At 59.5% G+C, this 22299-nt stretch carries 21 protein-coding genes and 4 pseudogenes; 7 read left to right on the forward strand and 18 right to left on the reverse strand.

What is annotated here, in order from left to right:
- Nucleotides 1–158: 158 nt before the first annotated feature.
- Nucleotides 159–467 (forward strand): annotated as a pseudogene (locus tag FHT02_RS21755) (transposase); the annotation flags it as partial.
- Between the two features lie 759 nt (nucleotides 468–1226).
- Complete coding sequence (locus FHT02_RS19985) at nucleotides 1227–2360, forward strand: DUF3616 domain-containing protein (protein ID WP_184091761.1); 1134 nt, start codon at nucleotides 1227–1229, stop codon at nucleotides 2358–2360.
- A 961-nt stretch (nucleotides 2361–3321) separates the two neighbouring features.
- Here the strand turns inward: FHT02_RS19985 and FHT02_RS19990 are convergent.
- The 4 genes from FHT02_RS19990 to FHT02_RS20005 all read right to left on the reverse strand — a co-directional run bounded on the left by FHT02_RS19990 (nucleotide 3322) and on the right by FHT02_RS20005 (nucleotide 5626).
- The gene (locus FHT02_RS19990) at nucleotides 3322–4008 is read right to left on the reverse strand and encodes a hypothetical protein (RefSeq protein WP_425506466.1); all 687 of its coding nucleotides are present in this window, start codon (nucleotides 4006–4008) and stop codon (nucleotides 3322–3324) included.
- A gap of 88 nt (nucleotides 4009–4096) precedes the next feature.
- Complete coding sequence (locus FHT02_RS19995) at nucleotides 4097–4405, reverse strand: hypothetical protein (protein WP_184091763.1); 309 nt, start codon at nucleotides 4403–4405, stop codon at nucleotides 4097–4099.
- A gap of 208 nt (nucleotides 4406–4613) precedes the next feature.
- Nucleotides 4614–5210, reverse strand: coding sequence for a hypothetical protein (locus tag FHT02_RS20000; protein ID WP_343057019.1), 597 nt, complete (start codon nucleotides 5208–5210; stop codon nucleotides 4614–4616).
- A complete protein-coding gene (locus FHT02_RS20005) occupies nucleotides 5207–5626 on the reverse strand; it encodes a response regulator (RefSeq protein WP_184091765.1) in 420 nt (139 codons plus the stop codon). Before FHT02_RS20005 ends, FHT02_RS20000 begins: the two co-directional genes overlap by 4 nt.
- Nucleotides 5627–6034: 408 nt before the next feature.
- Here FHT02_RS20005 and FHT02_RS20010 point away from each other — a divergent pair, with 408 nt between their 5' ends.
- Nucleotides 6035–8329 carry an MHYT domain-containing protein gene (locus FHT02_RS20010; RefSeq protein WP_184091767.1) on the forward strand — a complete coding sequence of 765 codons (2295 nt, stop codon included), beginning with the start codon at nucleotides 6035–6037 and terminating at the stop codon, nucleotides 8327–8329.
- A 493-nt stretch (nucleotides 8330–8822) separates the two neighbouring features.
- Here the strand turns inward: FHT02_RS20010 and FHT02_RS20015 are convergent, their stop codons facing one another.
- From FHT02_RS20015 to FHT02_RS20025, 3 genes are read right to left on the reverse strand one after another with little or no spacing between them, the layout of a single operon-like run.
- Nucleotides 8823–9968, reverse strand: coding sequence for a glutathionylspermidine synthase family protein (locus FHT02_RS20015; protein WP_184091769.1), 1146 nt, complete (start codon nucleotides 9966–9968; stop codon nucleotides 8823–8825).
- A gap of 1 nt (nucleotide 9969) precedes the next feature.
- Entirely contained in the window at nucleotides 9970–10389 is a 420-nt protein-coding gene (locus FHT02_RS20020) for a hypothetical protein (RefSeq protein ID WP_184091771.1), read from the reverse strand.
- A gap of 15 nt (nucleotides 10390–10404) precedes the next feature.
- Nucleotides 10405–10812: a DUF350 domain-containing protein gene (locus FHT02_RS20025; RefSeq protein WP_221239606.1), complete on the reverse strand. Its 408-nt coding sequence runs from the start codon at nucleotides 10810–10812 to the stop codon at nucleotides 10405–10407.
- 215 nt (nucleotides 10813–11027) lie between these two features.
- Between FHT02_RS20025 and FHT02_RS21760 the strand changes: the two are divergent.
- Nucleotides 11028–11239 (forward strand): annotated as a pseudogene (locus FHT02_RS21760) (MFS transporter); the annotation flags it as partial.
- A gap of 165 nt (nucleotides 11240–11404) precedes the next feature.
- On the opposite strand, the pseudogene FHT02_RS21390 reads toward FHT02_RS21760, so the two are convergent.
- Nucleotides 11405–11561: pseudogene (locus FHT02_RS21390) on the reverse strand (IS110 family transposase); the annotation flags it as partial.
- A gap of 360 nt (nucleotides 11562–11921) precedes the next feature.
- Between FHT02_RS21390 and FHT02_RS20035 the strand changes: the two are divergent.
- Nucleotides 11922–12734, forward strand: a complete 813-nt coding sequence (locus FHT02_RS20035) for an N-acyl amino acid synthase FeeM domain-containing protein (RefSeq protein WP_184091775.1) — start codon at nucleotides 11922–11924, stop codon at nucleotides 12732–12734.
- Between the two features lie 444 nt (nucleotides 12735–13178).
- Here FHT02_RS20035 and FHT02_RS21765 read toward each other — a convergent pair whose 3' ends face one another.
- From FHT02_RS21765 to FHT02_RS21995, 5 genes are all read right to left on the reverse strand, one after another.
- The gene (locus tag FHT02_RS21765; RefSeq protein ID WP_246352588.1) at nucleotides 13179–13367 is read right to left on the reverse strand and encodes a hypothetical protein; all 189 of its coding nucleotides are present in this window, start codon (nucleotides 13365–13367) and stop codon (nucleotides 13179–13181) included.
- Nucleotides 13364–13591, reverse strand: a complete 228-nt coding sequence (locus FHT02_RS21770) for a hypothetical protein (protein ID WP_246352589.1) — start codon at nucleotides 13589–13591, stop codon at nucleotides 13364–13366. The genes FHT02_RS21765 and FHT02_RS21770 overlap by 4 nt, the downstream gene beginning before the upstream one ends.
- A gap of 6 nt (nucleotides 13592–13597) precedes the next feature.
- Complete coding sequence (locus FHT02_RS21775) at nucleotides 13598–13759, reverse strand: hypothetical protein (protein WP_246352590.1); 162 nt, start codon at nucleotides 13757–13759, stop codon at nucleotides 13598–13600.
- A gap of 113 nt (nucleotides 13760–13872) precedes the next feature.
- On the reverse strand, nucleotides 13873–14382 hold the full coding sequence (locus FHT02_RS20045) for an NrsF family protein (protein ID WP_184091777.1): 510 nt from the start codon (nucleotides 14380–14382) through the stop codon (nucleotides 13873–13875).
- On the reverse strand, nucleotides 14382–14507 hold the full coding sequence (locus tag FHT02_RS21995; RefSeq protein ID WP_281393333.1) for a hypothetical protein: 126 nt from the start codon (nucleotides 14505–14507) through the stop codon (nucleotides 14382–14384). The genes FHT02_RS20045 and FHT02_RS21995 overlap by 1 nt, the downstream gene beginning before the upstream one ends.
- A gap of 309 nt (nucleotides 14508–14816) precedes the next feature.
- Between FHT02_RS21995 and FHT02_RS20050 the strand changes: the two genes are divergently transcribed.
- On the forward strand, nucleotides 14817–15857 hold the full coding sequence (locus FHT02_RS20050) for a fatty acid desaturase (protein ID WP_184091779.1): 1041 nt from the start codon (nucleotides 14817–14819) through the stop codon (nucleotides 15855–15857).
- 501 nt (nucleotides 15858–16358) lie between these two features.
- Here the strand turns inward: FHT02_RS20050 and FHT02_RS20055 are convergent.
- The 5 genes and pseudogenes from FHT02_RS20055 to FHT02_RS20075 form a co-directional block, all read right to left on the reverse strand.
- A complete protein-coding gene (locus FHT02_RS20055) occupies nucleotides 16359–16727 on the reverse strand; it encodes a penta-EF hand family protein (RefSeq protein ID WP_184091781.1) in 369 nt (122 codons plus the stop codon).
- A gap of 255 nt (nucleotides 16728–16982) precedes the next feature.
- The gene (locus FHT02_RS22320) at nucleotides 16983–17180 is read right to left on the reverse strand and encodes an integrase core domain-containing protein (protein ID WP_184091783.1); all 198 of its coding nucleotides are present in this window, start codon (nucleotides 17178–17180) and stop codon (nucleotides 16983–16985) included.
- 158 nt (nucleotides 17181–17338) lie between these two features.
- A pseudogene (locus FHT02_RS20065) lies at nucleotides 17339–17696 on the reverse strand (transposase); the annotation flags it as partial.
- A gap of 680 nt (nucleotides 17697–18376) precedes the next feature.
- Nucleotides 18377–18676, reverse strand: coding sequence for a PilZ domain-containing protein (locus FHT02_RS20070; RefSeq protein WP_184091787.1), 300 nt, complete (start codon nucleotides 18674–18676; stop codon nucleotides 18377–18379).
- 1000 nt (nucleotides 18677–19676) lie between these two features.
- Nucleotides 19677–20917, reverse strand: a protein-coding gene (locus tag FHT02_RS20075) for an IS3 family transposase (protein ID WP_184091789.1) whose coding sequence is annotated in 2 segments (ribosomal slippage) — nucleotides 19677–20570 and nucleotides 20573–20917 — 1239 coding nt in all. Because the reading frame shifts where the segments join, the coding sequence is not laid out codon by codon here.
- 134 nt (nucleotides 20918–21051) lie between these two features.
- Between FHT02_RS20075 and FHT02_RS20085 the strand changes: the two genes are divergently transcribed.
- The gene (locus FHT02_RS20085; protein ID WP_221239608.1) at nucleotides 21052–22221 is read left to right on the forward strand and encodes a glycoside hydrolase family 5 protein; all 1170 of its coding nucleotides are present in this window, start codon (nucleotides 21052–21054) and stop codon (nucleotides 22219–22221) included.
- The last annotated feature ends 78 nt before the right edge of the window (nucleotides 22222–22299 follow it).

A 22299-nucleotide genomic window follows, 5' to 3' on the forward strand; every position in this document is an offset into this window, starting at 1 on the left:
GGCTTGGAACAGGCTCGTCGATCAGCCTTGGCGCATCATGACCATCGGCCGGCGCCAGTGGGCATGTCGGTTCTGATCAATGCAGGTTGGTATTACGTAAAGCCGGTTGTGAAACGGCAGAAGAACATAAGTTGGTCGAAATCCTCACCGCTCCTGCGTCCGACATACCCGCCGTGGCGCGGCCTGTGCTGACAGTCTTGGCCCAGAGCCTGCAGGCACTTCGGGAGCAGATCGCTCTGCTAGACAGCGAAACCGCAAACCCGGCAAAGGCCGGTTCCGTGGCGAAGCGACTGACGACAATGCTGAATGTCGGCTCGGTGATTACGACCGCGCTGGTCGCGCTGGCGCCATCTGCCAGCACCTTCCGCCGCGAGCGCGACTTTGAAGCCGGGCTCCGCCTTGTGCCACGGCAGCACCTTAGCGGTGGCAAGGAACGGCTGGGGCGGACGAGACTAATTCTTCAAAGGCCGAGTTGCGCCAGTAGCTGCCGTTTAGGATTCCCGCACGCGTTCCACAATTTGCCACCGGTTCATCTTCTAAGCATCGCGTCTAACGACGGCTTTGCAGACATGCGAGTGTCGTTCGCGACGGGAGGGTGCGAAAGTGGGGGCCTACACCCATGCGAAGCTGCCTAACGGTGCTTCCCAAGTTCAACCCGGGTCGTTCAAGCCTCTATGAATCTCTCAATGCCCACTCTCGTGCCAGATCAGCAATGTGGTTGGAAAGCAGCGAAGGCTGCCCATCAAGTGCGATCGTGAAGCGCCAAGGTTCAGGATCAATAGCTGCAAACCGAACCAGCTCAAGGAGCCTTCCTACCACGACGACTGCATCGGGGCGATCAGTCTCAGGGTCCCCTGCGGAGCGCGACAACCGGGCCTCAGCTCGTGGATCGTAACTGAGGCTTGTCTCCGGTTCTCGAACGCACGTGCGCGCTGCTGCGCGGATGCCGACCTTTGAGCGGAGGTCCGGAACATTAGCGTTCATGTGTCGCTCGAGCCTCCTTATAGTTCGATCATGGTTGCGGCTCGCCAGACAAGCTCCCCGCCACCATTCTTAGTTCACCGTAGGCAGCAAACCATTCGCGCTGCGAAACGTTTACCATCTTGTGCAGTGCAGCGTCAGACGAAAATCAATCTAGCGGAGCACCCTTTGTTGCCCCTCCGGGCCGCTCGATCGCCATCAGTTGCTCAGCATCTTCCCGCTCGCTTCCCAGACGTGATAAGCCGATGATCTACAAGGCAGAACCAAAAGGGGGCAATTGCTTGCGCGACGTGGACAACGGACGAGACGGTTGGCCCGAGCTGACGCATTCAGCTGGGCAGGTAGACCTGCAAGTTGAGGCAGCCGTGGCAGGTGAGGATGATCCCATCCAAGATCTCTCGGCCGCAGTTCTGGTCGATGGAACCCTCTTCCTTGGCAGCGATGAAGGCACTTCTATCGAGCGCCTCGGACAGATTGAGAACGGTTGGAAAAGCTCTGGGCGCTTGCAACTGGCCGATTGCCTTCCGATAGATCCTGACCAAGAAGCGGACATCGAGGGCCTTGCCGAAGATGATGGCTGGCTGTGGGTGCTTGGCTCGCATGCAAAAACGCGTCCGAAGCTAAAAAAACGCGATGATGCCCGAATTGATCTCCAGACCTACGCTGACCTTCGGAATGCGGGTGCGCGCTGCCTGCTCGCCCGCCTGCCGCTCGTGCCCGACGACCAGGCATCAGGTCTACTCAAGCCGGTCGGCCGGACCGACGCACGCCGGGCGCAGATGCTAAAACAAACGAAGCAGACCAAGCATGGGAACGCTCTCGCTCGGGCTCTCGCGCGAGACCCACTAATGGCCCCATTCACTAAGATCCCCGCGAAGGAAGGAGGCGTGGATCTCGAAGGAATTGCTGTCGCGTTTCCTCGCGTAGCCCTCGGCATGCGCGGACCTGTGATCGAAAAATACGCCGTGCTGTTAGAGTTCGAGCTGCGAGAGCGAGCTAAAACGCAACTCGCTATCGACGGTAGCTTGTACAAGCGGATGCTCGATCTCGAGGGTTTGGGCATACGCGATCTGAAGCGAGTGGGTAAGGATTTGCTCATTCTGGCAGGGCCAACCACCGCTCTCGACGGTCCTTGCGCAGTTTACCGCTGGCGCGGGTGGCTGGACGAGCCGCCCGCACACAAACATACCGTCTGTCTCCATAGACCCGAGCGGATTATCGAACTTGGGTTTGGCCGTGGCAACGATCACCCGGAAGCACTGGCAGTCGTCCACGACCAGGATATTCGAAAATTGCTCGTTATCTGCGACTCCCCGTCCGACAAACGGCTTGATCTCGAAAGACGTACGATAACGTGCGAATTGTTCCAGCTGGACTAGCGGCCACTCAGCCGCGCTTGTCCAGCAAAGATCATACGGCTAAGCGTCCAATTCTGCTTTCCCGAACAGCTCGCGCTTCCTAGGGACTGCCCTTCGTTTTCGTTCGCGTTTGCTCCCTAGGGCCGGGTCTCAACGAGCATGCTGCGAAGACGCACAGAGGGTGGTTAGGCGCTGCAACGAAGTTGTGGTTACTGCATACAATCTCGCGCAGTGTAGGACGCTGGCGTCTTGTAACCTGAACGGCGATCAACAACCCCATTCAGGCGTGCTGCACCTGGAGTTTCGCAGAAGGTGACCATCGAATGGCGGCAGTGAGCCGCTGACAAGAGGATTGCGATGGATAAGGCCCTGCTCTCCGCCTTGCTCGCCACCACGGTAACTCTGGGCGGCATGGCCGCGACCCCTTGCGTGGCGCAGCGCTTTGAAGGGCGGCTACCGGGACCGGCGCTATAGCAATGGCTATAGGGCGTCCGAAATTGCCGTGGCAGTTGAGGCAACCGAACGTACCGAGGCGACGGCGCCTTTCGCCAGCGCGACAGCTATCGAAGCTGCAGCAGTGGCATCACCGGCACTCGTCCTCGGCGCAGCGGCGGTCTGCTCAGCGGCGAGATCGGTTGCAGCAACTCCTGGCGGGGTCGCAGCACGACTGGGTATAATTATCGGGGCAAATGTCGGCGCACTAGCTGGTCGCGAAGTTGATGGAGACAATTGCCGCTGAATGCTGCCAAGGAGATCAGGACGAGGCACCCATGTAGGTGGGCACCTTTCCCCTCGCGGGCGCTTTGCCATCGGTTTCTTGCAGGGCGCGCTGAAGGGCTTCTTGCGAATTGGACAACAGTCAGCACTGGCTCACCACAGCTTAGGGCCGATGCTTCTTGCTAAGGCGTACTTGACTGAGCTCAGTCGGGGGCCGGCTCCGGCCAAAGCGCCATTGATGGATCCGCACGGCCGCAAACGCCTTCTACCGGGTCTCGTGCTCGCTGAGCGCATCCACGCGCAAGCGGGGGAAGACTGCTTCGAGCGCCTTCGTGTCGGGCAGTACGTAAACATATCCACCTCTCCCCTGAAAAAGTGGGCGTACGCTTTTGCCATAGAAGGCGCTAGGCACGTTTATACAACCGAACGTGATGCGGTTATCTTCTGCGCTTGGTGAGAGGATCCGCTTGCGGCGCGCTTCCTTCTTACTAGCGGTTTTGGGTATAGGATGAATAGCCACGGAGGTGGCATAATCCACCCAAAGAACCCGCTCCCTTCCGGCGGCCAAGCCAAACTTCGCCAGAAAACGACCGGCGGGCGTCGTCTTCTCTGCAGGACCAATCTCGGCGAGGTTTTTGCTCCCGATACCGGGGCTAGCATCGTCTCCAAGGGCAACCCCGATCAGAACAGGAGCGGCGCCCAAAGCCTTTCCCGTTTGATCGAAGAGGAAGACCGAGGCATTTACCTTGTCGACGATGGCGTAGGGAAAGGAATGATTGTCGCGCGATGAAAGTATCCAGTCGGAGACGCGCTTGACTGCGGTTGAGGGGCGCTGAGCCCCTTCAACCCGCCTGAATTCAGACCGAGACTGTGCCGCCGGCGATGCGTCCGCAAGTTCGACTGCGGGCGCGAGCATTGTAAGCCCTGCCAGCGCCAGAGAAATCTTCGTCACCAATGCGGGCGCTCGAAAGTAAACGGTGGCCACTCAGAGAGCGACCACCCAAAGATGAGTCTGGGAACAACGCTCGTGATAACGTGCCTCAGTTGCGCGGACGCTTTCGCTGCTTCTGTTGTGCCTGCAGTTGCTGCTGCTCTACGGTGTCCACGCGGGTGGTGAGCTGGTCGAGACGCTGACCATTGCCCTGCCCCTGCGCAGATGCGGCCTGCGCCTCTGCAAGCGCTGCTTTAGCGGTGCCGTCAGTTTCTTGCAGCCTCGTTTCAAGCGCGTCCACGCGCTGGCTAACAGGAGCAATCTGCTCGCGGACATAGGACTTGGTAGCACAGCCACTCAGGCCAATCGCGCCAGCAAGGATCATAATAGCAGGAGCAAGTTTCGTTACACGCGACATTGCTAATCTTTCACTCGTTAACCAACCGGAATAACCGAGCCGAAGCGCTGCCGTTCCATCAATCCTATTCTGTCAGGCTGTGCATCTTCTCGGTCCAGTGGTTTACGGTACTAGACACGCCCGAGGAGCGAGGGAGCTCCACCGGCACCGATCGAACCTTCTGGGTCCGCGGGATGCCGGGACTCGCAACCGCCGGTGATGCGATACATTACCTCTTAGATCTCCGCTCGGGGCGAGGTGCGAACGGATCCTTCGGTATGTTGGACGACCGCTCCCTCTCCTGTGCTTCCGCCGCGGGCGCGGTGCGGTGCAGATCCACACAGCGGCGCAGTTCTGAAACGGCCGCGCCGCTCCCATCGAGGGATAACTGCTCCACCGGGACCTCCCCCCTATAAATCTGAAGGGCCTTGGAGGCGGCGAAGTAGGTGGGGAACTTCGGCTCGAAATTCGTGACGAACCCCTTCTTGCCGTCTGATGCCATGCCGATAGCGAGGTGTTTGGAGTAGCCTCCACCGGAAAGGCGGAAGTTAAGACGCAATCGCTCTTTCGGCTTGATGGACCAATTGTAGTTCAGGACGGACAAATGGTTCTCGCCGTCAACGCCGAGGCCAAGAAGGAGCGTCGTTCCTCCGACGCCACCGTAATCTTTGGTCAAGAAGCAGCCTCTGCCACCTTTGCTTGCGGCGACCGTCCATCCACGGACGTCCTGCGCGCGGTACTTCTGAGCGGACGCTGGCGCGCTTGCGAACAGCCAAGTGGCTAAGGCCGCCGAGAAAATCGCCCGCAGAAGGATGGAGTGCCTCACGAGGAGCAGCTCCTTGTCGCGGCCGCGGTGCTCAGCGTGGCAAGATTGCTTAATGAGGCAACAACGGCATGCACCAGCTTGTGCTCTGTAGCGGTCTTCGTGACGAATGTCGCACCTCGGACGGCGAACGGTAACAGAGCCTCCGGCTCCTGGTCGCTCATATATATCACGGAAAGGTCTGACTTGTTCAACCTTGCGAAGTGGGCCACGTCGAGACCGGTAGTGCCAACACCAAGATTCACGTCGGATATGAGAAAGTGGAAGCTCGACGGATGTTCCTCAAGCGCGGTATAGCGGCGTGACCCCGTCTGTGCCCAGGCAACTTCCGCACCATGCTCTTGGAGACAGGCCTCGGCTACCAACCCGATCAACGGCTCGTATCCAACCAAAAGATACGCCTCGCTCAAAAGGGCCACAGACGTCCTCCGTCAGAAGGCCGATGTCCTCTGTACCTCCGGTCATTAGCCTGAATCCTATCGTTGGCTGACTTGGCAACCAAGAGCCAGCGTGGACATCCAAGCTAGCGTCCGAGAAACAGACAGCGCTCTAGCTCCACACGCCCTGGATGGCAGTACGGATGACGATAGTTCTTCGCTACGTGCGAAGCGACGCACGCTGCCTGGGATTGGCAGAAACGTCCTGCTGCTCACTAGGCGTGAGCGAACGGGACTCCCCAACATCTTCTAAAGGAAGGCGGCGCGGAGTGGTTCAATGATCCGGAGCGCTCGCGTCGAAATCGCTCCCAGCAGCGTCCGCGATAAAAATAGGATGGCCGATCGCGGAGAAAGGCATACACTCGCCACGTGGTTGGGAGGTGATGTTCGATGCCAACGAGCGGCACGCATGACTCTGTTTTGGTAGCGATATCCATCGTAATCGCCATTGTCGCATCCTACACTGCCCTGGACCTGGCCAGTCGCGTCCGAGCCTCGGAAGGCTGGCTGCAGCGCGCTTGGCTTGGGTCGGCCTCTATCGCGATGGGGGGTGGAATTTGGTCGATGCACTTCGTTGCCATGCTCGCCTTCAGCATGCCTGGTATGGAGTTTGGCTACGATCTTGGCCTGACGCTTCTATCACTGGCAGTCGCGATTTTAGCGACTGGCGCAAGCTTCACCATGATGAACCGAGCTTATCGCTCATGGCTCATGCTTGCCGCGGCGGGTCTCTTGATGGGCCTTGGCGTTGTCGCCATGCACTACATTGGCATGTCGGCGATGCAGATGAGTTCGTCGATCAGCTACGACGGATTGTGGCTCAGTATATCCGTCCTCATAGCTATAGGTGCTGCGACAACGGCGCTTTGGATCGCATCGCGCGAAAGCAGCCAGCTGCAGCGTCTCGCGGCAGCGTGTCTGATGGGCGTCGCAGTTGCCGGCATGCACTACGCCGGAATGCGTGCCGCGATCTTTACGGTGGCTCCCGGCACGGACATGGCAGAGGGCAGCGCGAGCATCGGACAAACCGCGCTCGCCATGAGCGTCTCGGCAGCCACATTTCTGATCCTTTTCCTAGCGTTGATGGCCGCGATGTTCGACCGCAGGTTCGCTGTCATGGCGGAGCGGGAAGCAGACGCCTTGCGTGCCAGCGAAGAGCGCTTTCGCTCTTTGTACCAGGACACGCCGCTTCCTCTGCATTCGCTGAATGAAGACGGTTGCATCGAGCAGGTAAGCAACACTTGGCTAAGCCTGATGGGCTATTCACGAGACGAGGTCGAAGGCCGACCGCTTATTAACTTCCTCACAGAAGCTTCGGCCAGACAGTTTCGTCAGCAGGACCTGCCGGAATTGATAGCCAAGGAAGTGCTGCCGCCACGGGATTACAGAGCGGTAACAAAGAGCGGGAAGTTCCTGGATGTTGTCGCGGCCGCGAAAGTTGAGCGGGATGCAGAGGGGAACTTCCTCCACGTCCTTGGAGGCTTAACCGATGTGACTGATCGCAAGCGGGTCGAAGACGCACTCCGCCAGTCACAGAAGATAGAGGCACTTGGCCAACTAACCGGAGGGATTGCTCACGACTTCAACAACCTTCTCGCCGTGATCGTCGGTAATCTAGACCTACTTCGCCGGCGCTTGCCAGCTGACGATCTTAAGGCAAATAGATTGGTGGAAAGTGCCCTAGAGGGCGCACAGCGCGGTGCGTCGCTAACTCAGCGACTACTGACCTTCGCTCGGCGGCAGGATCTTCGGCCAAGCGCCGTCGAGATACCAGGCCTCATCCGTGGCATGGCGGATCTACTTCAGCGTACAATCGGGCCGCAAATCCGGGTAGACACTCAGTTCCCCCTACACCTTCCGCAGGCCAGAGTGGATGCCAATCAGCTAGAGATGGCGATTCTCAACTTGGCGGTAAACGCACGCGACGCGATGCCCGCTGGGGGCTCGCTAAAAATCTCCGCCGATGAACCGGTGCTCCCCTCGGGCGTCAACGATGACCTTCGGCCGGGCCGTTACATTCGTCTTACTGTTTCCGATGATGGCGAGGGCATGAATGATGAAACGCTCGCAAGAGCGACCGACCCTTTCTTCACCACAAAAGGTGTCGGCAAGGGAACGGGTCTCGGGCTTTCCATGGTGCACGGACTTGCGGCTCAGTCTGGCGGACGGCTGCACCTTCGTAGCTGTCCGGGCAAGGGTACGACCGCTGAACTCTATCTCCCTGTCGCGACCAAGGAGGCTGAAGACCGCACTGTAGTCACGAAAAGCGAACCGATTGCGATTGAGGTCAGCAGCCGAAGTCTGACTGTGATGGTGGTCGATGACGACCCGCTCGTCCTGGATAATACTTCAGCCATGCTGCAGGAGTTAGGCCACGTCGTCTTAACGGCGAGTTCGGCAAACGACGCCCTCATCAAGCTCAACAGCAAGCCCAAACTCGACGTTCTTATCACAGATCACCTGATGCCGGGCAAAACTGGTCTTGAGCTGATCAAGGAGGTTGGTGAGCACCTGCCTGGCATGCGGACGCTCCTCATAAGCGGCTTTGCCGACCTTGATCCTTCGGAGCTTCAGGGAGTGTTGCTCCTACGGAAGCCCTTCAGCTTGCGTGAGCTGACCTCCGCGCTGCAGCGAGTTAGCAGCAGCGCTCCCATAATCCCCTTCGCCCGGCGCGCACGGACGTGAATGTTCAATGTGTTGATGAAGTACCCGTGAATGCACTCGCGATGGGCTAAGCGCACTTTTGCTGGCTTGGATCGCGTGGCATTAAAGGACAATGAAGTGGGTTCGACGGCAGCAGGGCACCAACAGCTGCCGTCGTCCAATAGCGACCTCCGAAAGCTCTTAAGACCGGTGGCGTTGTATGCCGGGAGCATGGCCGTCTTCGCGGTCGGCATAGGCTCCGCACGGTGGGGCTTTGCGGGTCAGTCCTTCTAATGTTCGTTACGCACGCCGCGTAACGTAATTCGGGGGTGCAACGGCAGCTGCGGAATGGACCAGCCTACGTCCCGGCATGGACGCCGCGTCACGCCATAGGCGCTGTCGAGCTCGTTGCTTAAGCGGTGGCGATCTACCTCGTGAAGAGTTCACCTGAGCGGAGCTTCGCATAGCTCACCCTCCATCATGCACTTTGTGCGCGGCCCTCCCCTCGCCATGTCAGGGAGGATCGCGCCTTCAACTACCCCCGGATCACGTGCGGCACGAACCGCGCCCGGTTTCCCGTAATCAGCCCATCCTCGCGGATACCCATCCCCGCCGCGGCTCCGTCCACCACCCAGCACCCCAGCACCGGATAGCCCGCGCCGAAATCGCGCAGCCGATACAGCGCCTGGTACATCGTCAGCCCCTCGCGATATTCGCCTGCACTGCGCGCCAGCGTGGCGCCGTTCGCCACGACTTCGATGTTCGCGCCCTCGCGCGCCAGGAACGGCTTGGCCACATAGTCCGCACCCACCTTCTCCCGGAACATCGACGCCGCGAGCAGGTTGGGGTGCCCCGGGAACATCGCCCATAGTACCTGCAGAACCGCCTTGTTGCTCCACAGCATCTTCCAGATCGGCTCGATCCAGGCGGTCTCGGGCAAGTGGCGCACGATGTCGCGGCCATATTCCTCACTGACGATCCATTCCCACGGGTACAGCTTGAATAGTGCGGAGATCAACTGTTCATCGGTGTCGACGATCCGCCCCGCGCGGTCGACGCCGATATCGTCGATCACCACTCCCAGTGTTTCGAGGCCCGCCTGTTCGGCCAGGTCGCGCATATAGGTCGTGGTGATCGTGTCCTCGTGCGACGGATCGGCGGCGTGCGTGAACCACACCCGCTGCCCGGGCAGCCGCGCGCGAACGTTGGCCCAGCGCTCGATTAGCTTCTCGTGCAGGCTGTTGAACTGATCGAGCTCGGGAAAGACATCTTCCTTCCACTCCCACTGGATCACGCCGGCTTCGAGCATCGACGTGGGTGTGTCGCAGTTGAACTCGAACAACTTAGGCTCACCGGTGCCGTCATAGCCGAAGTCGAACCGGCCATAATTGAGCGCCGGCGGCTCGTTCTTCCACGCCGCCTTGACGGCCGTGTGGCACCAGTCAGGAACGCCGAACAGCGCCATCACGTCGGGATCGGAAACGATGCGCTCGCCGGCTTCCAGGAACAGGCCGTACACCGCCTCGGTTGCCGCTTCGATCCGCTCTATCTCCATCAACGTGAAGGAGTAATAGGCGCTCTCTTCCCAATAGCGCTCGTCGCCGTCGCTGTGCCAGATCAGGCCCTGTTCCTCGACGGTCTTCTGCCAGTCGGGCCGGGGCGCGATCCCGTGGCGCTGCACCTCAAGAGCGGCCGGAGCCGAAGCTGCGCCCGCGCGAGCCCAGCCCGCCGCGCGACACCGCCTGCGACCGCGTCATGCGGCTGGCGCGCGGCGCCTCGGCATAGCGGACCCCCTGCGCCGGCGTGTAGGATCCGTGTCCTGCAAAGCGTCGGTCGCTGATCGAGTCGCCATAAAAGGGCACCGCCGCGTTGCGCCCGAGATAGTACCACAGGAACGCGCTCGACATGCCGCCACCGCCATACGCCCCACGCGCCTGCGGATTGCATTGGCGGTCGTCGACGCGCTTGCCGTCCTTGTCCACGCACACCGCGGTGTCGCGGTCGGCGGTCACCGCCTCCCACTCGTCGTTGCGCGACGAACAGGCGGGCAGCGCCAGCAGCGCCGCCGCCATTGCGGTGGTCATCGTCAATTGCTTGCGCATGGCGTCACCTTTTGCTCAAGGAACCATGCACGCGGCCTGAAGCACGCCGAAGCCCAGCCCCATGCCGCCCACAAACACGCCCGACGCCATGCAATCCTCGGCAATCTTCTGCGAGACCGCCCGAAACACCAATCGCGCGATCACGAGGAACACAGCCAGTTGCACCACCGCCGCGACCGCGCCCCACATCAGCATGTCGGGAATGCTTACCGAATGCCCGATCACCATCGCCACCGGCACCGCAAAACCGAGAAACGTTCCCGTCACCTGCGCCGCCGCAGCGGTATTGCCCTGCCCGATCAGCGCGAACTCGCGATGGGGCGTAATCAGCACGTAAGCGGCCAGGAACGCCACCGCGAGCCCCGCCGCCGCAGCGAAATACGCTAAGAAATGGGGCAACGTGTCGACGAAGTAAGCAACCATGTTCATCCCCTTGCCCCAAACCTATCAGCCAAGCCTTGCTGTGCAACCCTAACATTCCCCCTCTCCCGCTATCCGGAGGCCGTTCGGCGCAAGGCACGCAGTAAGTCGGACCTCAACACCCTCTCTGTGAAGCCGGTATGCTCGCTCCGCTCTGCGGAAACATGACAAAGGGAGGTGAACCATGGCCCCCACCGTCCCCGAGAAGGCCGGCCCCGCAGATCCTCACTACCCACGCCCCGTACATCCGCCGCGACTTGGGGCTGAGCGACGCCGATATTCGCTTTCTCTACGGCACTGCCTTCGGCGGCTTAAACGCGCTGTTCGGCGTTCCACTGGACGGCTGGCGGACAATCGGCACCGCGTCCGGTTGATGACGCTAGATCTCGCGCTCTGGTCGGCAATGATTGCGCTGTCCCGCTTAGCCCGGTTTCGGCTGTTGAGGGCAACATGAACCGACGGTCAGATCCTGCGGCGACCGCGGCACATCTAGACGGCAAGGGTTGGGCGGAAGCTGTCTGACGGCTTTTGAGGCGACACGCAGGATACCAGAAGTCCACCCGGCGCTGGCTTAACGTCCGCGTCTCTGCTCCCGCGCCGGATCCTCGATTGCGGTAATAAAGGAGGTTGCCGTCACGACGCCGACGCCTGGAACGGTCATGAGCAGCTGACAAGCTCCGCTGCGCCTGGCATCCCCCCAGCGGCCTGCGTCCAAGCTCCCCTGCTCGAAACCGTACTCCATGCCGCACCTCGCACCATTGCTGATCGGGGTAGCTGGCTCCCGGGACTACCCCCTGTTCATGTTCGCAGCCGGGCGAAGAGCTCTTTGGCTATCAAGCGTATCGACGCGAGAGACGCTCATCGCGAGCAAGACGCGTACCATTGAAGGCTGCTCCGTTGACTGATTCGTATCTCTCGCCGGCAGTCGCACTCGCACGACCTAACTGTCGCAGCTCCGGTTGGAGTATAGCATCTCCCCCACTCGCTCCGCTAAGTTACTGACGTCCTAAGGGAAAACCCGACTTGTTGCTTCTCCTGAGTGGGGCGTCTGCAACGACTCCGCTATCAGGATCCTGCAAGACAACAGGTTCTCGCAAATAGTCGGGGTTTCGATGTACACTCAGCTGTCGACATTGCCGCACTGCGGTATCAGCGTTGATGTTCCACCAGTGGTCAGAGACATGGGGCAAGCCGGCGCTCTGGTGAAGCAGGCGCCTGGTAGCAAGTATCTGGCCCGGACTTTGGCCTTGCGGCTCGCCGAAACCTCCGAGGATCGCGAGGGTGCGGGCCAGCTGCTTAACAGACGCTTTGGGTGGCGTGGCTATGGTTCGGAACACCAGATCCCGGACGATGAGAGCCATACGACCTTGATCGCACTGACGGACGAAGAAATCGTTGGGACAATCACCTTGGGGGTAGATGCGCCGGGCGGCCTTGCCGTTGACTCGGTGTTTAAGGATGAGATCGACCGTTTCAGAGCTGCTCCTGGTGCTCAGGTCTGCGAGCTCATCAAGTTCGCCTTCGAGACTGAACTCCCTGACCAGCAGAACCTCGCCATGCTTTTCCACACCGTGTTTTTGTACGGTTTGCAGAACCACCGGTGCACGGACCTGTTTATCGAAGTGAACCCGCGTCACCGCCGGTTCTACCAGAACATGCTCGGTTTCACGCCAGTCGGCGATCTCAGAACCAACCCATCTGTGGATGCACCATCGCAGCTGATGTGGCTGAACGTCTCTGACGTGGCGGAAAGCATTGCATCCCACCGATCTGGCATTGGTATCACACGCTCGCGTTCGCTTTACTCACTCTTTCTCTCACAGACCGAAGAGCACGCAATCAAGCTGCGCCTCGAAGAGCGCAGACAGTCGGAGCAGTTGCGCGGTCGCAATTTGATCGAGAGGAGCTTCCAGGCTGCGGCGTGAACATCGCTTCACGCTAGTTGATCGTGTGGATTTCCGTCTTGGACTGTCCACCCCCATTAGCCGAGCTGTTCCTCGGAATGCCCGATCGCGCATGACATTCCGGACGGTGCCCTTGAACGGGCTCTAGCCGACCGTGTGAGGCTGGACGAAAATGGCAGCGCATCATGGACCAATTCGCCAGCATGTCATCTGCACCGCGACGGCGTCTCGCGTCTATTCTTGGAGGCATGACTAAGAGAGCCGCGTCCGACAGCGCCGCCCCCAAAAAGTTCGTTCCTTCAACGTGGAAAGTTGCAGGTCGAGCTTCCCGTCTTCGGTGCGGGTGCGGCCGTCCCGGTCTCAGGTCGAGGCAGCGGTGGTGCGATCCTTGACGTCGACAGAGACGGTTCAATCCTTTTGTGAGACACCGCAGGCTCTCGCTGCGGCGGATAATCGGACCCGTGCTCATGCTGTCACGGCCTTGGAGCGGCGACGCGCGTCGCTGATCGTCAGCGAGACCGCCGAGACAAGGAAGTAGAAGGCGCCGAACGCCGCATAGGGTGCGACGTCAGCGGTGCTGACGGGCGCGGCGCCGGCCGCCTTGCTGAGCATGTGCATCCCGGCGAGGCCTGACTGGGCACCGCTCAGGATCATCGCCCACTGTGCGCCAATGACTTCCAGCGCCGCACGCCGGTGATGAGCTGGAAAAGGCCAGACAGCACGGCCCAGACGCCGAAGATCTGAAGAACCGCATGCATGCCATGCGAAAGGGTCGCTGCGACGGCGACTGCGGTCATCACGCTGACGATGAAGTTCAGCATCTGGCTCTTGTTGTTAGCCAAACCGCCGCTCCGGCTGGCGTCGAGGTAGTTCGCCAAGGCGTCCTAGGCGGGATACGCGACAAGCATCACAGCGGCCAGCTGGGGCAGGCTTCTCCGGGCGGCTAACGCGAGCACGACCCAGACGGCGGATACCGCGAAGCGCAGATAGTAATAAGACTTGAGCCAGTCCCGGTCGGGAGCTTTCGCTTGCGTGGTGCTCGTCATGGCAGCTTTCCTTCTGTTACGAGGGCGCACCTCTCCCTTCCCGGAATCCGGGTGGGTTGGTGACCGGAGGGTTTCGACGGAGCGCGGCGTAAGGTCGGCCGCGTCGGATCAGGCTAGAGGCGGAAGCGTCGCGGCAGGCGCCATCGCGCCGCGCCAGCCACGGCGGCGCATCCAACGCTGTACCAGACGACCACATAGAGAGGGTCGTTGAAGGGGCAGCAGAACGCAAAGACAAAGGCTCCGCAGGCGCCTGCGGCGATCCCAGAGGCGAGTGCGCTGAGCCTGGGCTGGGTCGGTGCAGCCCTTCCCATCAGCGCCCCGAGCAGCGCCACGATCGGCAGGGAGAGCACGAAGATGGAGGTAGCGCACTTCACGCCGCTCGCCGGATCGATGCGATTGAGCAACGCGCGGTCGCTCACTCCTTCGGGCACGACGAACGCGCTGGCGGCAATGGCCACTACCGCGACAGCCCAGGCAAGCATCAGCCCCTGCCGAGTTCGCGCGGTGGGCGAAAAAGATCGGATCGCGAGCACGCAGGCGACCACGGCGAGAAGGCCGAGGCTTCCCACCCGCCACAGCAGATAGGGCGAGCCGGCCATATTGTTCATGTCCGACCGGTTCATCAGCAATGCCTTGAGCGTGTTTTTGACGCCCAGAAGCGGTCGTCATACCCGTACACGGTGGTGCTGAACTCGTCGTTGCTCCGCAGCGTCATCAGCCGCAGTACGTCGCGGCCAGGCGCGGGCATGTCCAACCTCTCGTCCAGAGCCTTGGGCGTCACGAAGTTGGCACTGCCGGTGTCGGTGTGCCTTCCCCCTTCTTCGCCCGACAGTGGCCGCTGGAACCCGCCCGGCTCCCACCCGATAGCTCAAATCATGCAAGGGGGTGGATCTGAACTTCCAACCCGCTCCTGCTGATCCGTCCGTTTGGTCGGTGGCAGGCAGAGGTTCATGGTCTACACAGGGGCGCAGGTCGAAACCCCGTAGTACCGCGTTTCCACTGAGTTAACCTAGTCCTGCTAAAAGGGAGCTGTAGAAACTCATTTTGGACGCGAGCCATGGCTGAAACTGTCATCCACCATGATTCTGAATTGCCCATACCAGCGGCAGGGAAGCTTGCAGCTTTCATCGAGGCCGTGGCAGTTTTCAAAGGCTTCATAAAGCCTTATACTCCGGCCGCAAGTAGCAATGCCCACATGCGCTTTCGAAAGGATCGTTACTACCTCCTTAGATATTACGCCTGGAATATGCTCCTGCTGTTTATCGGTGGCCTAGCCACGCACCTGCTCTTTGCCAACTATTATCAAATGCACTTCTGGCCTTTATGGGTCGTTGGTCTTGTTCTTTTTGTTCTACCGAGTTTCTCCTTGATCTTCCTATCCGGGGCCTATTACCTCGCTCTTATCTGCGTTGCACAACCACACAGCTTTTCATTAACGTCCCTCGGACTCGTTCCTTTGGGAATCTTAGCCGGAACTATTTCCGCAGCCCTCATGCATAACGCAGCTCATGGAAACTTTCGTGGCGTGTGGCTCAACCGCTTCTGGGGGGAGATATGCGGCCTGTTTCAGCTAACCGGATTCGCCGGCTGGTGCATCTCGCATTTCATCCATCACGCAGCTCCGGATCACCCAGAAAAGGATGCACATGCCCCGGGAGACATGTCCTTCCGCGCCTATGTGAACGCCATGGGGCCGTTGATGAAAACGAGTCTAACCTTGAAGTACTTCGAGTTCCACAAAGAAAACGCTCATTCTAGGGTAACGTGGGCGTTGGTCGGTATGTTATTGCCGCTAGTGCGTTTCATGAGAGTTCTGTTCGTGCTACTTCTGCTCGGCCCGACTGCTTTTGTGGCATTGTACGTGCCGTTTAAAATGGCCAACACGTTAATCTACGCAGACTTCAACTATCGAACTCATCGTCCGACTGGGAACGGCGGATACGAAGTTCTCAATTTGAACCATAATCTTTGGTACAAGCTGTTGAATTTCGTTTCGTTCGGCTCGTACTTTCACAAGAATCACCATCGCAAGGCCAATGTCTTTAACCCTCGCTATGCAGGAAATGATGATAAACCACTCGTCACCTACCACAGGTAGAAGATAAGCGCGCCAGTCAACTGGGGATCTATCTCAGTTGAAGGTGTCGGTGACCCGGGCGTTCTATCCTCGCGTTTTTGAGCCTGTTTGTTGCATGCTTAGAGTATGAAACGTTAGCTACTACGCTGCTTCGGATTAAACTAGGCCCTCGTAGAAATAGGCACGCTCTACAGCTATGTATCAGATCGAATAGCTTATAGGGTCGTCGATCACCGGCGATCTCATATTCTTTCCGCGCTGAGCACAAACGCGCTCATCTGGCCCATTGGCGGCTATTCGTTCGCACCGTGCTCATGTGGGCCGTCCCCGCGAAGAGGACATCAACCTCAGGCGCGAAGGCGCGCACCACTGATCGCACTCATTGACAACTTCGAACAAGGTGGGCCTCTCGTCAAAGGTAGTGGCGCTCTGCTTTTCGCCCAGCCAACATCGCAATGCAACCTAGTAGAGCATGGAGCGTGCTCATCGTCGATCGATCAACTCAGCACGTCTGCGTTGAGGCTATGGTCGCTTGCCTCGTCTTGTTTGCCTTTCAATCGCATTGCGCATCTCCGTGATGTTTACGGATCCATTTGCATTCAGATCAAAGGTTCTGAACGGAGCGACAAGACCTGCTTTGAAGTTGGACAGATCACTTTCCCTAAGGGTGCGGCTTTCATGTCCGGCCGAAGACGCGGCTATGCGCAATTGCGCAACAATTGCGTTCTGGAATTCAGGTAAGCTCAGCTCGCCGTCTCGATCGACATCGAAACGCCGGATCATTTTCTCATCAAGGCTGAAATCGAGCTTGATCTCGGATTTGGGCTGCCCCTTGTCTCGTTGGTCGCTCATGAGCGACAACACCATCGTCATAAGCAATCCCAGCGCCATTCTGTGTCATCCTACCCGTATCGTTATCCGGAGCGGTTCACACTCCGAAGCGATAAGCTTATGCAATTGGTTTAGCGCCCATATGAGCTCGATTCTGCGAAGGGAGCTGCCAACTGAATGGAGCCCGAACGTACCGCAGACCTCCAAGTTGCAGTTACGATCATGTCCGTCCATCGCCCCGAGAGCTGAACAGTGTCGGCTAACTGACACCGGCAAGCTCACGACACTTTGGGCATGACAGAAGGCTAGGTCAGATCATCGCCGTAGCTTCTTGGTTGGCAATGTCCCCGCTTCTGGTGCCGGCGGGTGGTAGCTGAGGCTGCTGTGCGGCCGTAAGGTGGTGTCTGCGCGCCGCCATGTCTTGATCATCACGCTTGCTTGGAGGATGTAGGATCTCGCCCTCGAGCAGTTTTGGCAGGGACTCTTGAAACGCTTGTTGTAGCGTTCTCCCATGGCGAGCCCGGCGCGACTTAGAACGTCTTTCCGCCGACCCCGCCAAGCCGGATTCTGCGCTGCGGTCGTGATAAACCCGCTACTGTTGCCTGACCTGATCTGCGCGGGCGGGTCCCGGTGATGAACAGCTCGATCAACCTGGCCAGCACGTCCCCATACCCGAGCAAGTTGCCGACGCGTCGCTCGGATACCTCCAGCACCTCCCAGACCTGATCGATGCTGCGCCCGCCCCGTGCGGGGCTCAGGAGTTCCCTCGCGTGGTCTCCTCTAGATGAGCTCGTCCAGCGTAAGGCCGGATGTCGCACGGCGCAGCCGCACGTTTCGTTGACCAGACCCCTCATTCGGCGGGCCTAGACCGTCTTCAGCCCCCAATCCCCCGTGCCAGCGATAGTACGTCTGCTCGCTGACCGCGATTCGGCGGCACGCCTCCGCGATCGCGCCGCCCTGGCTGATCATGATCAGAAACTCATGCAGCTTGCCGATGATCTCCTCCGCCTTGAGCTTCTTTGAAGGCATCTGTCGCCCTTCTTGACCCAGGCTGTCGTAGTAGACCATTCAGAAGGGGCACCTCACTCCGCACCCGCGGGCGGTGCCACCCTCACCCTCCCCTTCCTCGTTCGGTCACCTTTGTATGGACACGCTCTGAGCGAGGTCGGGCGCTTCTTTCGCCGCCTTTGAGAGGGCGAGATGCCCAAGTGCAAATCACTGGTCCGAGCCTCGTATTGCAGCGAGACCCTCTCTTCTGAAAAACCTAGTTGATCCCGCGGTGAAACCATTACACAATGATGACGTTGGTCACGTAGAACGGGAGAACCGTAGGCGGGTCAACGGGTTGCCTGTAAGAAGAGCGTGGAGAGGTTGTATGGCGACAGGATCGCTTCAGCGAGTGGCGAAGCCCACTTATGGTGGTAAGGCCCTTCGCGGCGTGCTTATCGGTTCACTTCTGTCAGCCCCATTTTGGATCGGATCCGGAATGCTCCTTCTTGGAGCTCTGGCTCAGCAGGGCTGAAACCGCAGCAACTACGTAACTTATATCGGAAGGCGCTCGGTTGCGAACTTGGCGCACCGAGATAAACGCCAGATCGTTCGGGCGTCAGCAGCTTTATCCCCTTGCCTCGAGGCGAAGTCGCTGCAGCCCTACTGGCCCGGACTTATACCGTGGCGAAATCCCGAAACTCACGCCTAAGCTAGTCGGCTCAGGCAGCCAATATTGCCGCTACCACATTAGGAGGTGGCTTGTGGGCGAAGTTCAACCCAGCTTCAGAGTCGTTGCTCCAAGCAACCCAAGCTTCTAAGCTAGGCAAGCCCTTGACGATGACGGTGACGAAGCTACCCGCTGTTAGCCGCGTGGGAGTGCTAACACGGCAACCGTGCAGCCCCACGTCAAGCAAATAGACGTGAGTTGTATCCTTAAATTCATGTACCACAGTCGCGGCAACATGGGTATCGGACCGCCGCGTCTTACGCTCATCCAGCATGCCGAACGCTTCATACATGCTTATGGCATTAGGCTAAGGGTGTTAAGACCCACTTAAGATCGGTACAATGTACGGCAATTCGCCTATATACCGGATCTTTCTGACGCCTTGAACGAGCACGCGCTTTGTTAGACCAGCAGTGCACGCCGCGTTTCTGCAGCCGCACTCACCCTCAGGAGGCACGCGTTGTGTCCCGTCTTCGACCGGTCCTGCACAGAAATATTATCAGGCGGCAGATCACCTATAGTCATTCCGGTATCGTCCAAAAACGGCGAACGTCTGCGGGCATTGAGCCTGGTGTAGCAGGTACTTCATCAACATTGCCCCTAAGGCGTTTTCGCGCCTTCAGTTTGCACGCTCTCCAAACATGCCGGGTTGTTGAACTGATGACCTAGACAACTTGCATCGCTTATTACAGACACCACGCCCCTCAAGAACATCGAGGCCTTGGCACAGTTTGTTTTCTCGTGTGCCGACGTTAGCGGCACGGGACCACGAACAGTAAGAGGGTGCGAAGGGCCATCATGTAGAGGCAGGCCGTCATAGCAGACATCCGACTTGAGCTGGTTCCTCAACGATTTCTGCAGCACGTTACCGCACGATAGTCGCCACTGGCTATTATCAAAATCGGCGATTCAATATTCGCCACAAATGGCGGTTGTTCAGCCGGCGCCGCGTGAAGCCGGGATGGCTGCGGACCACTGTTCCGCGCTTACGAGGTCGTGCTCACCGTGAGCGGCACTCGCCCTACTACTTTCGGCTGTCGAACCTCCGTGCGAACCGAGCGGGAGCGGGCAGCCGGGACCTCCCACGCCGCGCCAGGAGATAGCGCTGGTTCCCCGGATCGGGAGCTCCCGCACATGTTAAAACGTGAGCCTATGAAGGCTGAGTGGTTGAAGCGCCGTGTCCATAGCGGGGACGCCATTAAGCGCGGCCATGACCAACAAGGGAGGGTCCCCAGGTTGAATACGTTTCGAACCCGTCGCTACGGCGTGATCCTACCCGTTGTTGTTGCCCCTTAAATAGCTGACAGGGCCTCGCGGGTTGTCGTGATGAACTCGCGTGGAGATCGATAGCCCAAAGCGCGATGCGGATGCACCTCGTTATAGTGGTCAAGCCAGGCGGGCAGTTGGGCGATGACGGTCTGCGCATCAGGCCTTGGGTTCACGCGGACGTAGTCGCGCTTGAGGGTGCGGACGAACGCCTCGGCCATGCCGTTAGACTGCGGGCTGCTGACCGGGGTCGTGCGTGGGATCAGCCCGATGTCGCGGGCGAAGGTGCGAGTGTCGCGAGCAGTGTAGCAGCTGCCGTTGTCCGTCAGCCATTCGATTGGCTGGGGCACGCGGTTCACGCGGCCGTAGCGGTGCTCGACGGTGGCGACCATCAGGTCCTGCACGTCTTCGGCGGTGATGCCGCCCGTTGTCGCCACATGCCCCATTGCCTCGCGGTCGCAGCAGTCGAGCGCGAAGGCGACACGGACCTTCTCACCGTTGTCGCAGGCGATCTCCAGTCCATCGGAGCACCAGTGGGTGTTGCGCTGGTCGACGGCGACACGACCATCGTGACGCCGCTCTTCGCGGCGTTGACCGTCGCGCTGGAGCAGCAACCCATGCGCCTTCATGACGCGGTAGACACGCTTGGCATTGGGCGCTGGGCGCGCGTTCTTTTCGGCCTGACGGCGGAGCAGCGCATGGACGCGACGGTAGCCGTACGTAGGCAGTTCGGCGACAAGCAGCCGGATGTCGGCGACCAGCTCTGCGTCTGGCAGCGGGGGCCGTCCACGCGGTCGTGGTGGTGGCCGGTTGCGCATCGCGGACAGATGCGGGCGAGCGATGCCAAGCCCATCGGCGACCGTGGTCACAGCCGATCCCCGGGCAACGAGGTCGAGCGCAACAGCAGTTTTTTTGGGCCTGCGGCCCGGGACACGGCCTCGCGGAGCAGTTCGTTCTCCATCGCCTTCTTGCCCAGCAGACGCTGCAGTTCGCGTACCTGCGGCTCCAGCGCCCGGTACTCGGACGCCGGCACCACCTCCTCGCCAGCGGCCGCGGCAGTCAGCGCTCCCTGGTTCATCAGCCGGCGCCAGGTGAAAACCTGACTGCCGCTGATGCCATGCTGGCGGGCGACGAGCGACACGCTCATCCCGGGCAGATACGTCTCCTCGACGATCCGGACCTTCTCCTCCGGTGTCCACCGCCTCCGGCGCTGAACACCGGAGAGGACCTCGCCATCGTTGTAACGCCTGGTCGTACCGTCAGTCATATGCCTCACTCTTATCTAAGAGCGAGACCCTGTCAGGTCATTTGAGGGGCCACCTCACCCGTAGTTTCATGGTGATCAAGGTTACGATTATTTCATTTATCAAGCGATTAGGGCCCATCGAAAGGGCATGATCAATGATTGCAAACAACCAAAAGTCGGCAGCGGCCTTGGCCGTATGCGCGTTTTCTTTCGCCGTTTCGGCGTGTGGGCCTGAGTCGAGCAAGGCTCCCGGCAGTATCGTTCTTCCTGCGTCAGAAACGGCGACGATCTCAGCGCTCGCCCCTGCCGTGGCGCCAGTAGCTTCTAACACCAGCGCCAACAATCCAATTTATAGCCCTCCGGCTGTAGCGGCTAAGCCGTTTTTCCGAAACGGTGTTTCGATGAGCAACAGCATCAACGGCTACATCGAGGACATCACTCGATTCGTTAAGCCATACATCGTGAATGCAGGCGCACGTGCAATAAGGATGCCCTTGCGCCGCAAGAACCTGTGGAATGGTGTTGCGCTTACCCCGGTCATAAAGCTCAACGGTTACGATACTCCGCAGCTCGAACCTATCTTCAAGAACATCGAGCTTAGTATTTCAAACGACGTGATGTTTGTGATCGACGACCACACCTATTCGCAGTATGCGGAACCGGACTTGCTCAAGTTCTGGGTGGCGTTTGGCACTGCTCTCCAACAACGATTTGGAAACAACGACCTGATCGTACTGGAGCTTCAGAACGAGAGCGGAAAAGGGGCTTGGGACCCTGCATATGCACAGTCTGTCAAGGCTCTCGTCGCTGGCATTCGTGCAGCAGGCATAACGTACCCGCTAGCAATTGGCTGGGGGAACTGGAACAACGTCGCCAACTTCGGACAGGCTATGGCAGATCTCGACAAGGTCGGCGGGCCGGGGACGATCGATCCGCTCAATAGGCTGATTTGGACCGGTCACCACTACCCGACGACCACCGGCAATGATCAGGCGAAGTCCGGCAAGAGCAACCCAGAGATCAGCGGTTCCTCGGTATCGCCCGCCATCCCGACATTCTTCGACGGCTGCAAAGCTCGCAGGCTTCAGTGCATGATCACTGAGATCGGTGTCGGCGGCGGTGCCCGTGGCTGGCTCGAGAACGGCTCAGGCAATCCCGAGTTTAACGGCAAGGCGTGGTTCAAGCAGTACGACGAAATACAATCGCGCTACGCCGGAACTGTGGTCGGAACGATAGTGTGGGGCGGTGGCTCAGCCTGGCCCGATACTTACCCGTTCAAGGTTGAGTATCAGAAAGACGGATGGGCTCATACCAACCTGCATTGATCAGAACCGACATGCCCACTGGCGCCGGCCGATGGTCATGATGCGCCAAGGCTGATCGACGAGCCTGTTCCAAGCCTC

This window comes from Sphingomonas xinjiangensis (genome assembly GCF_014199255.1).
Classification (GTDB): domain Bacteria; phylum Pseudomonadota; class Alphaproteobacteria; order Sphingomonadales; family Sphingomonadaceae; genus Sphingomonas; species Sphingomonas xinjiangensis.

What these genes read in the sequence shown, in the direction of transcription:
- FHT02_RS19985 (WP_184091761.1), top strand. Translation starts at nt 1,227, where the DNA reads ATGATCTACAAGGCAGAACCAAAAGGGGGCAATTGCTTGCGCGACGTG.
- FHT02_RS19995 (WP_184091763.1), bottom strand. Translation starts at nt 4,405, where the DNA reads ATGTCGCGTGTAACGAAACTTGCTCCTGCTATTATGATCCTTGCTGGC.
- FHT02_RS20010 (WP_184091767.1), top strand. Translation starts at nt 6,035, where the DNA reads ATGCCAACGAGCGGCACGCATGACTCTGTTTTGGTAGCGATATCCATC.
- FHT02_RS20020 (WP_184091771.1), bottom strand. Translation starts at nt 10,389, where the DNA reads ATGCGCAAGCAATTGACGATGACCACCGCAATGGCGGCGGCGCTGCTG.
- FHT02_RS20025 (WP_221239606.1), bottom strand. Translation starts at nt 10,812, where the DNA reads ATGGTTGCTTACTTCGTCGACACGTTGCCCCATTTCTTAGCGTATTTC.
- FHT02_RS20035 (WP_184091775.1), top strand. Translation starts at nt 11,922, where the DNA reads ATGTACACTCAGCTGTCGACATTGCCGCACTGCGGTATCAGCGTTGAT.
- FHT02_RS21765 (WP_246352588.1), bottom strand. Translation starts at nt 13,367, where the DNA reads ATGATCCTGAGCGGTGCCCAGTCAGGCCTCGCCGGGATGCACATGCTC.
- FHT02_RS21775 (WP_246352590.1), bottom strand. Translation starts at nt 13,759, where the DNA reads ATGACGAGCACCACGCAAGCGAAAGCTCCCGACCGGGACTGGCTCAAG.
- FHT02_RS20045 (WP_184091777.1), bottom strand. Translation starts at nt 14,382, where the DNA reads ATGAACCGGTCGGACATGAACAATATGGCCGGCTCGCCCTATCTGCTG.
- FHT02_RS21995 (WP_281393333.1), bottom strand. Translation starts at nt 14,507, where the DNA reads ATGCCCGCGCCTGGCCGCGACGTACTGCGGCTGATGACGCTGCGGAGC.
- FHT02_RS20050 (WP_184091779.1), top strand. Translation starts at nt 14,817, where the DNA reads ATGGCTGAAACTGTCATCCACCATGATTCTGAATTGCCCATACCAGCG.
- FHT02_RS20055 (WP_184091781.1), bottom strand. Translation starts at nt 16,727, where the DNA reads ATGGCGCTGGGATTGCTTATGACGATGGTGTTGTCGCTCATGAGCGAC.
- FHT02_RS22320 (WP_184091783.1), bottom strand. Translation starts at nt 17,180, where the DNA reads ATGGGAGAACGCTACAACAAGCGTTTCAAGAGTCCCTGCCAAAACTGC.
- FHT02_RS20070 (WP_184091787.1), bottom strand. Translation starts at nt 18,676, where the DNA reads ATGTATGAAGCGTTCGGCATGCTGGATGAGCGTAAGACGCGGCGGTCC.
- FHT02_RS20085 (WP_221239608.1), top strand. Translation starts at nt 21,052, where the DNA reads ATGATTGCAAACAACCAAAAGTCGGCAGCGGCCTTGGCCGTATGCGCG.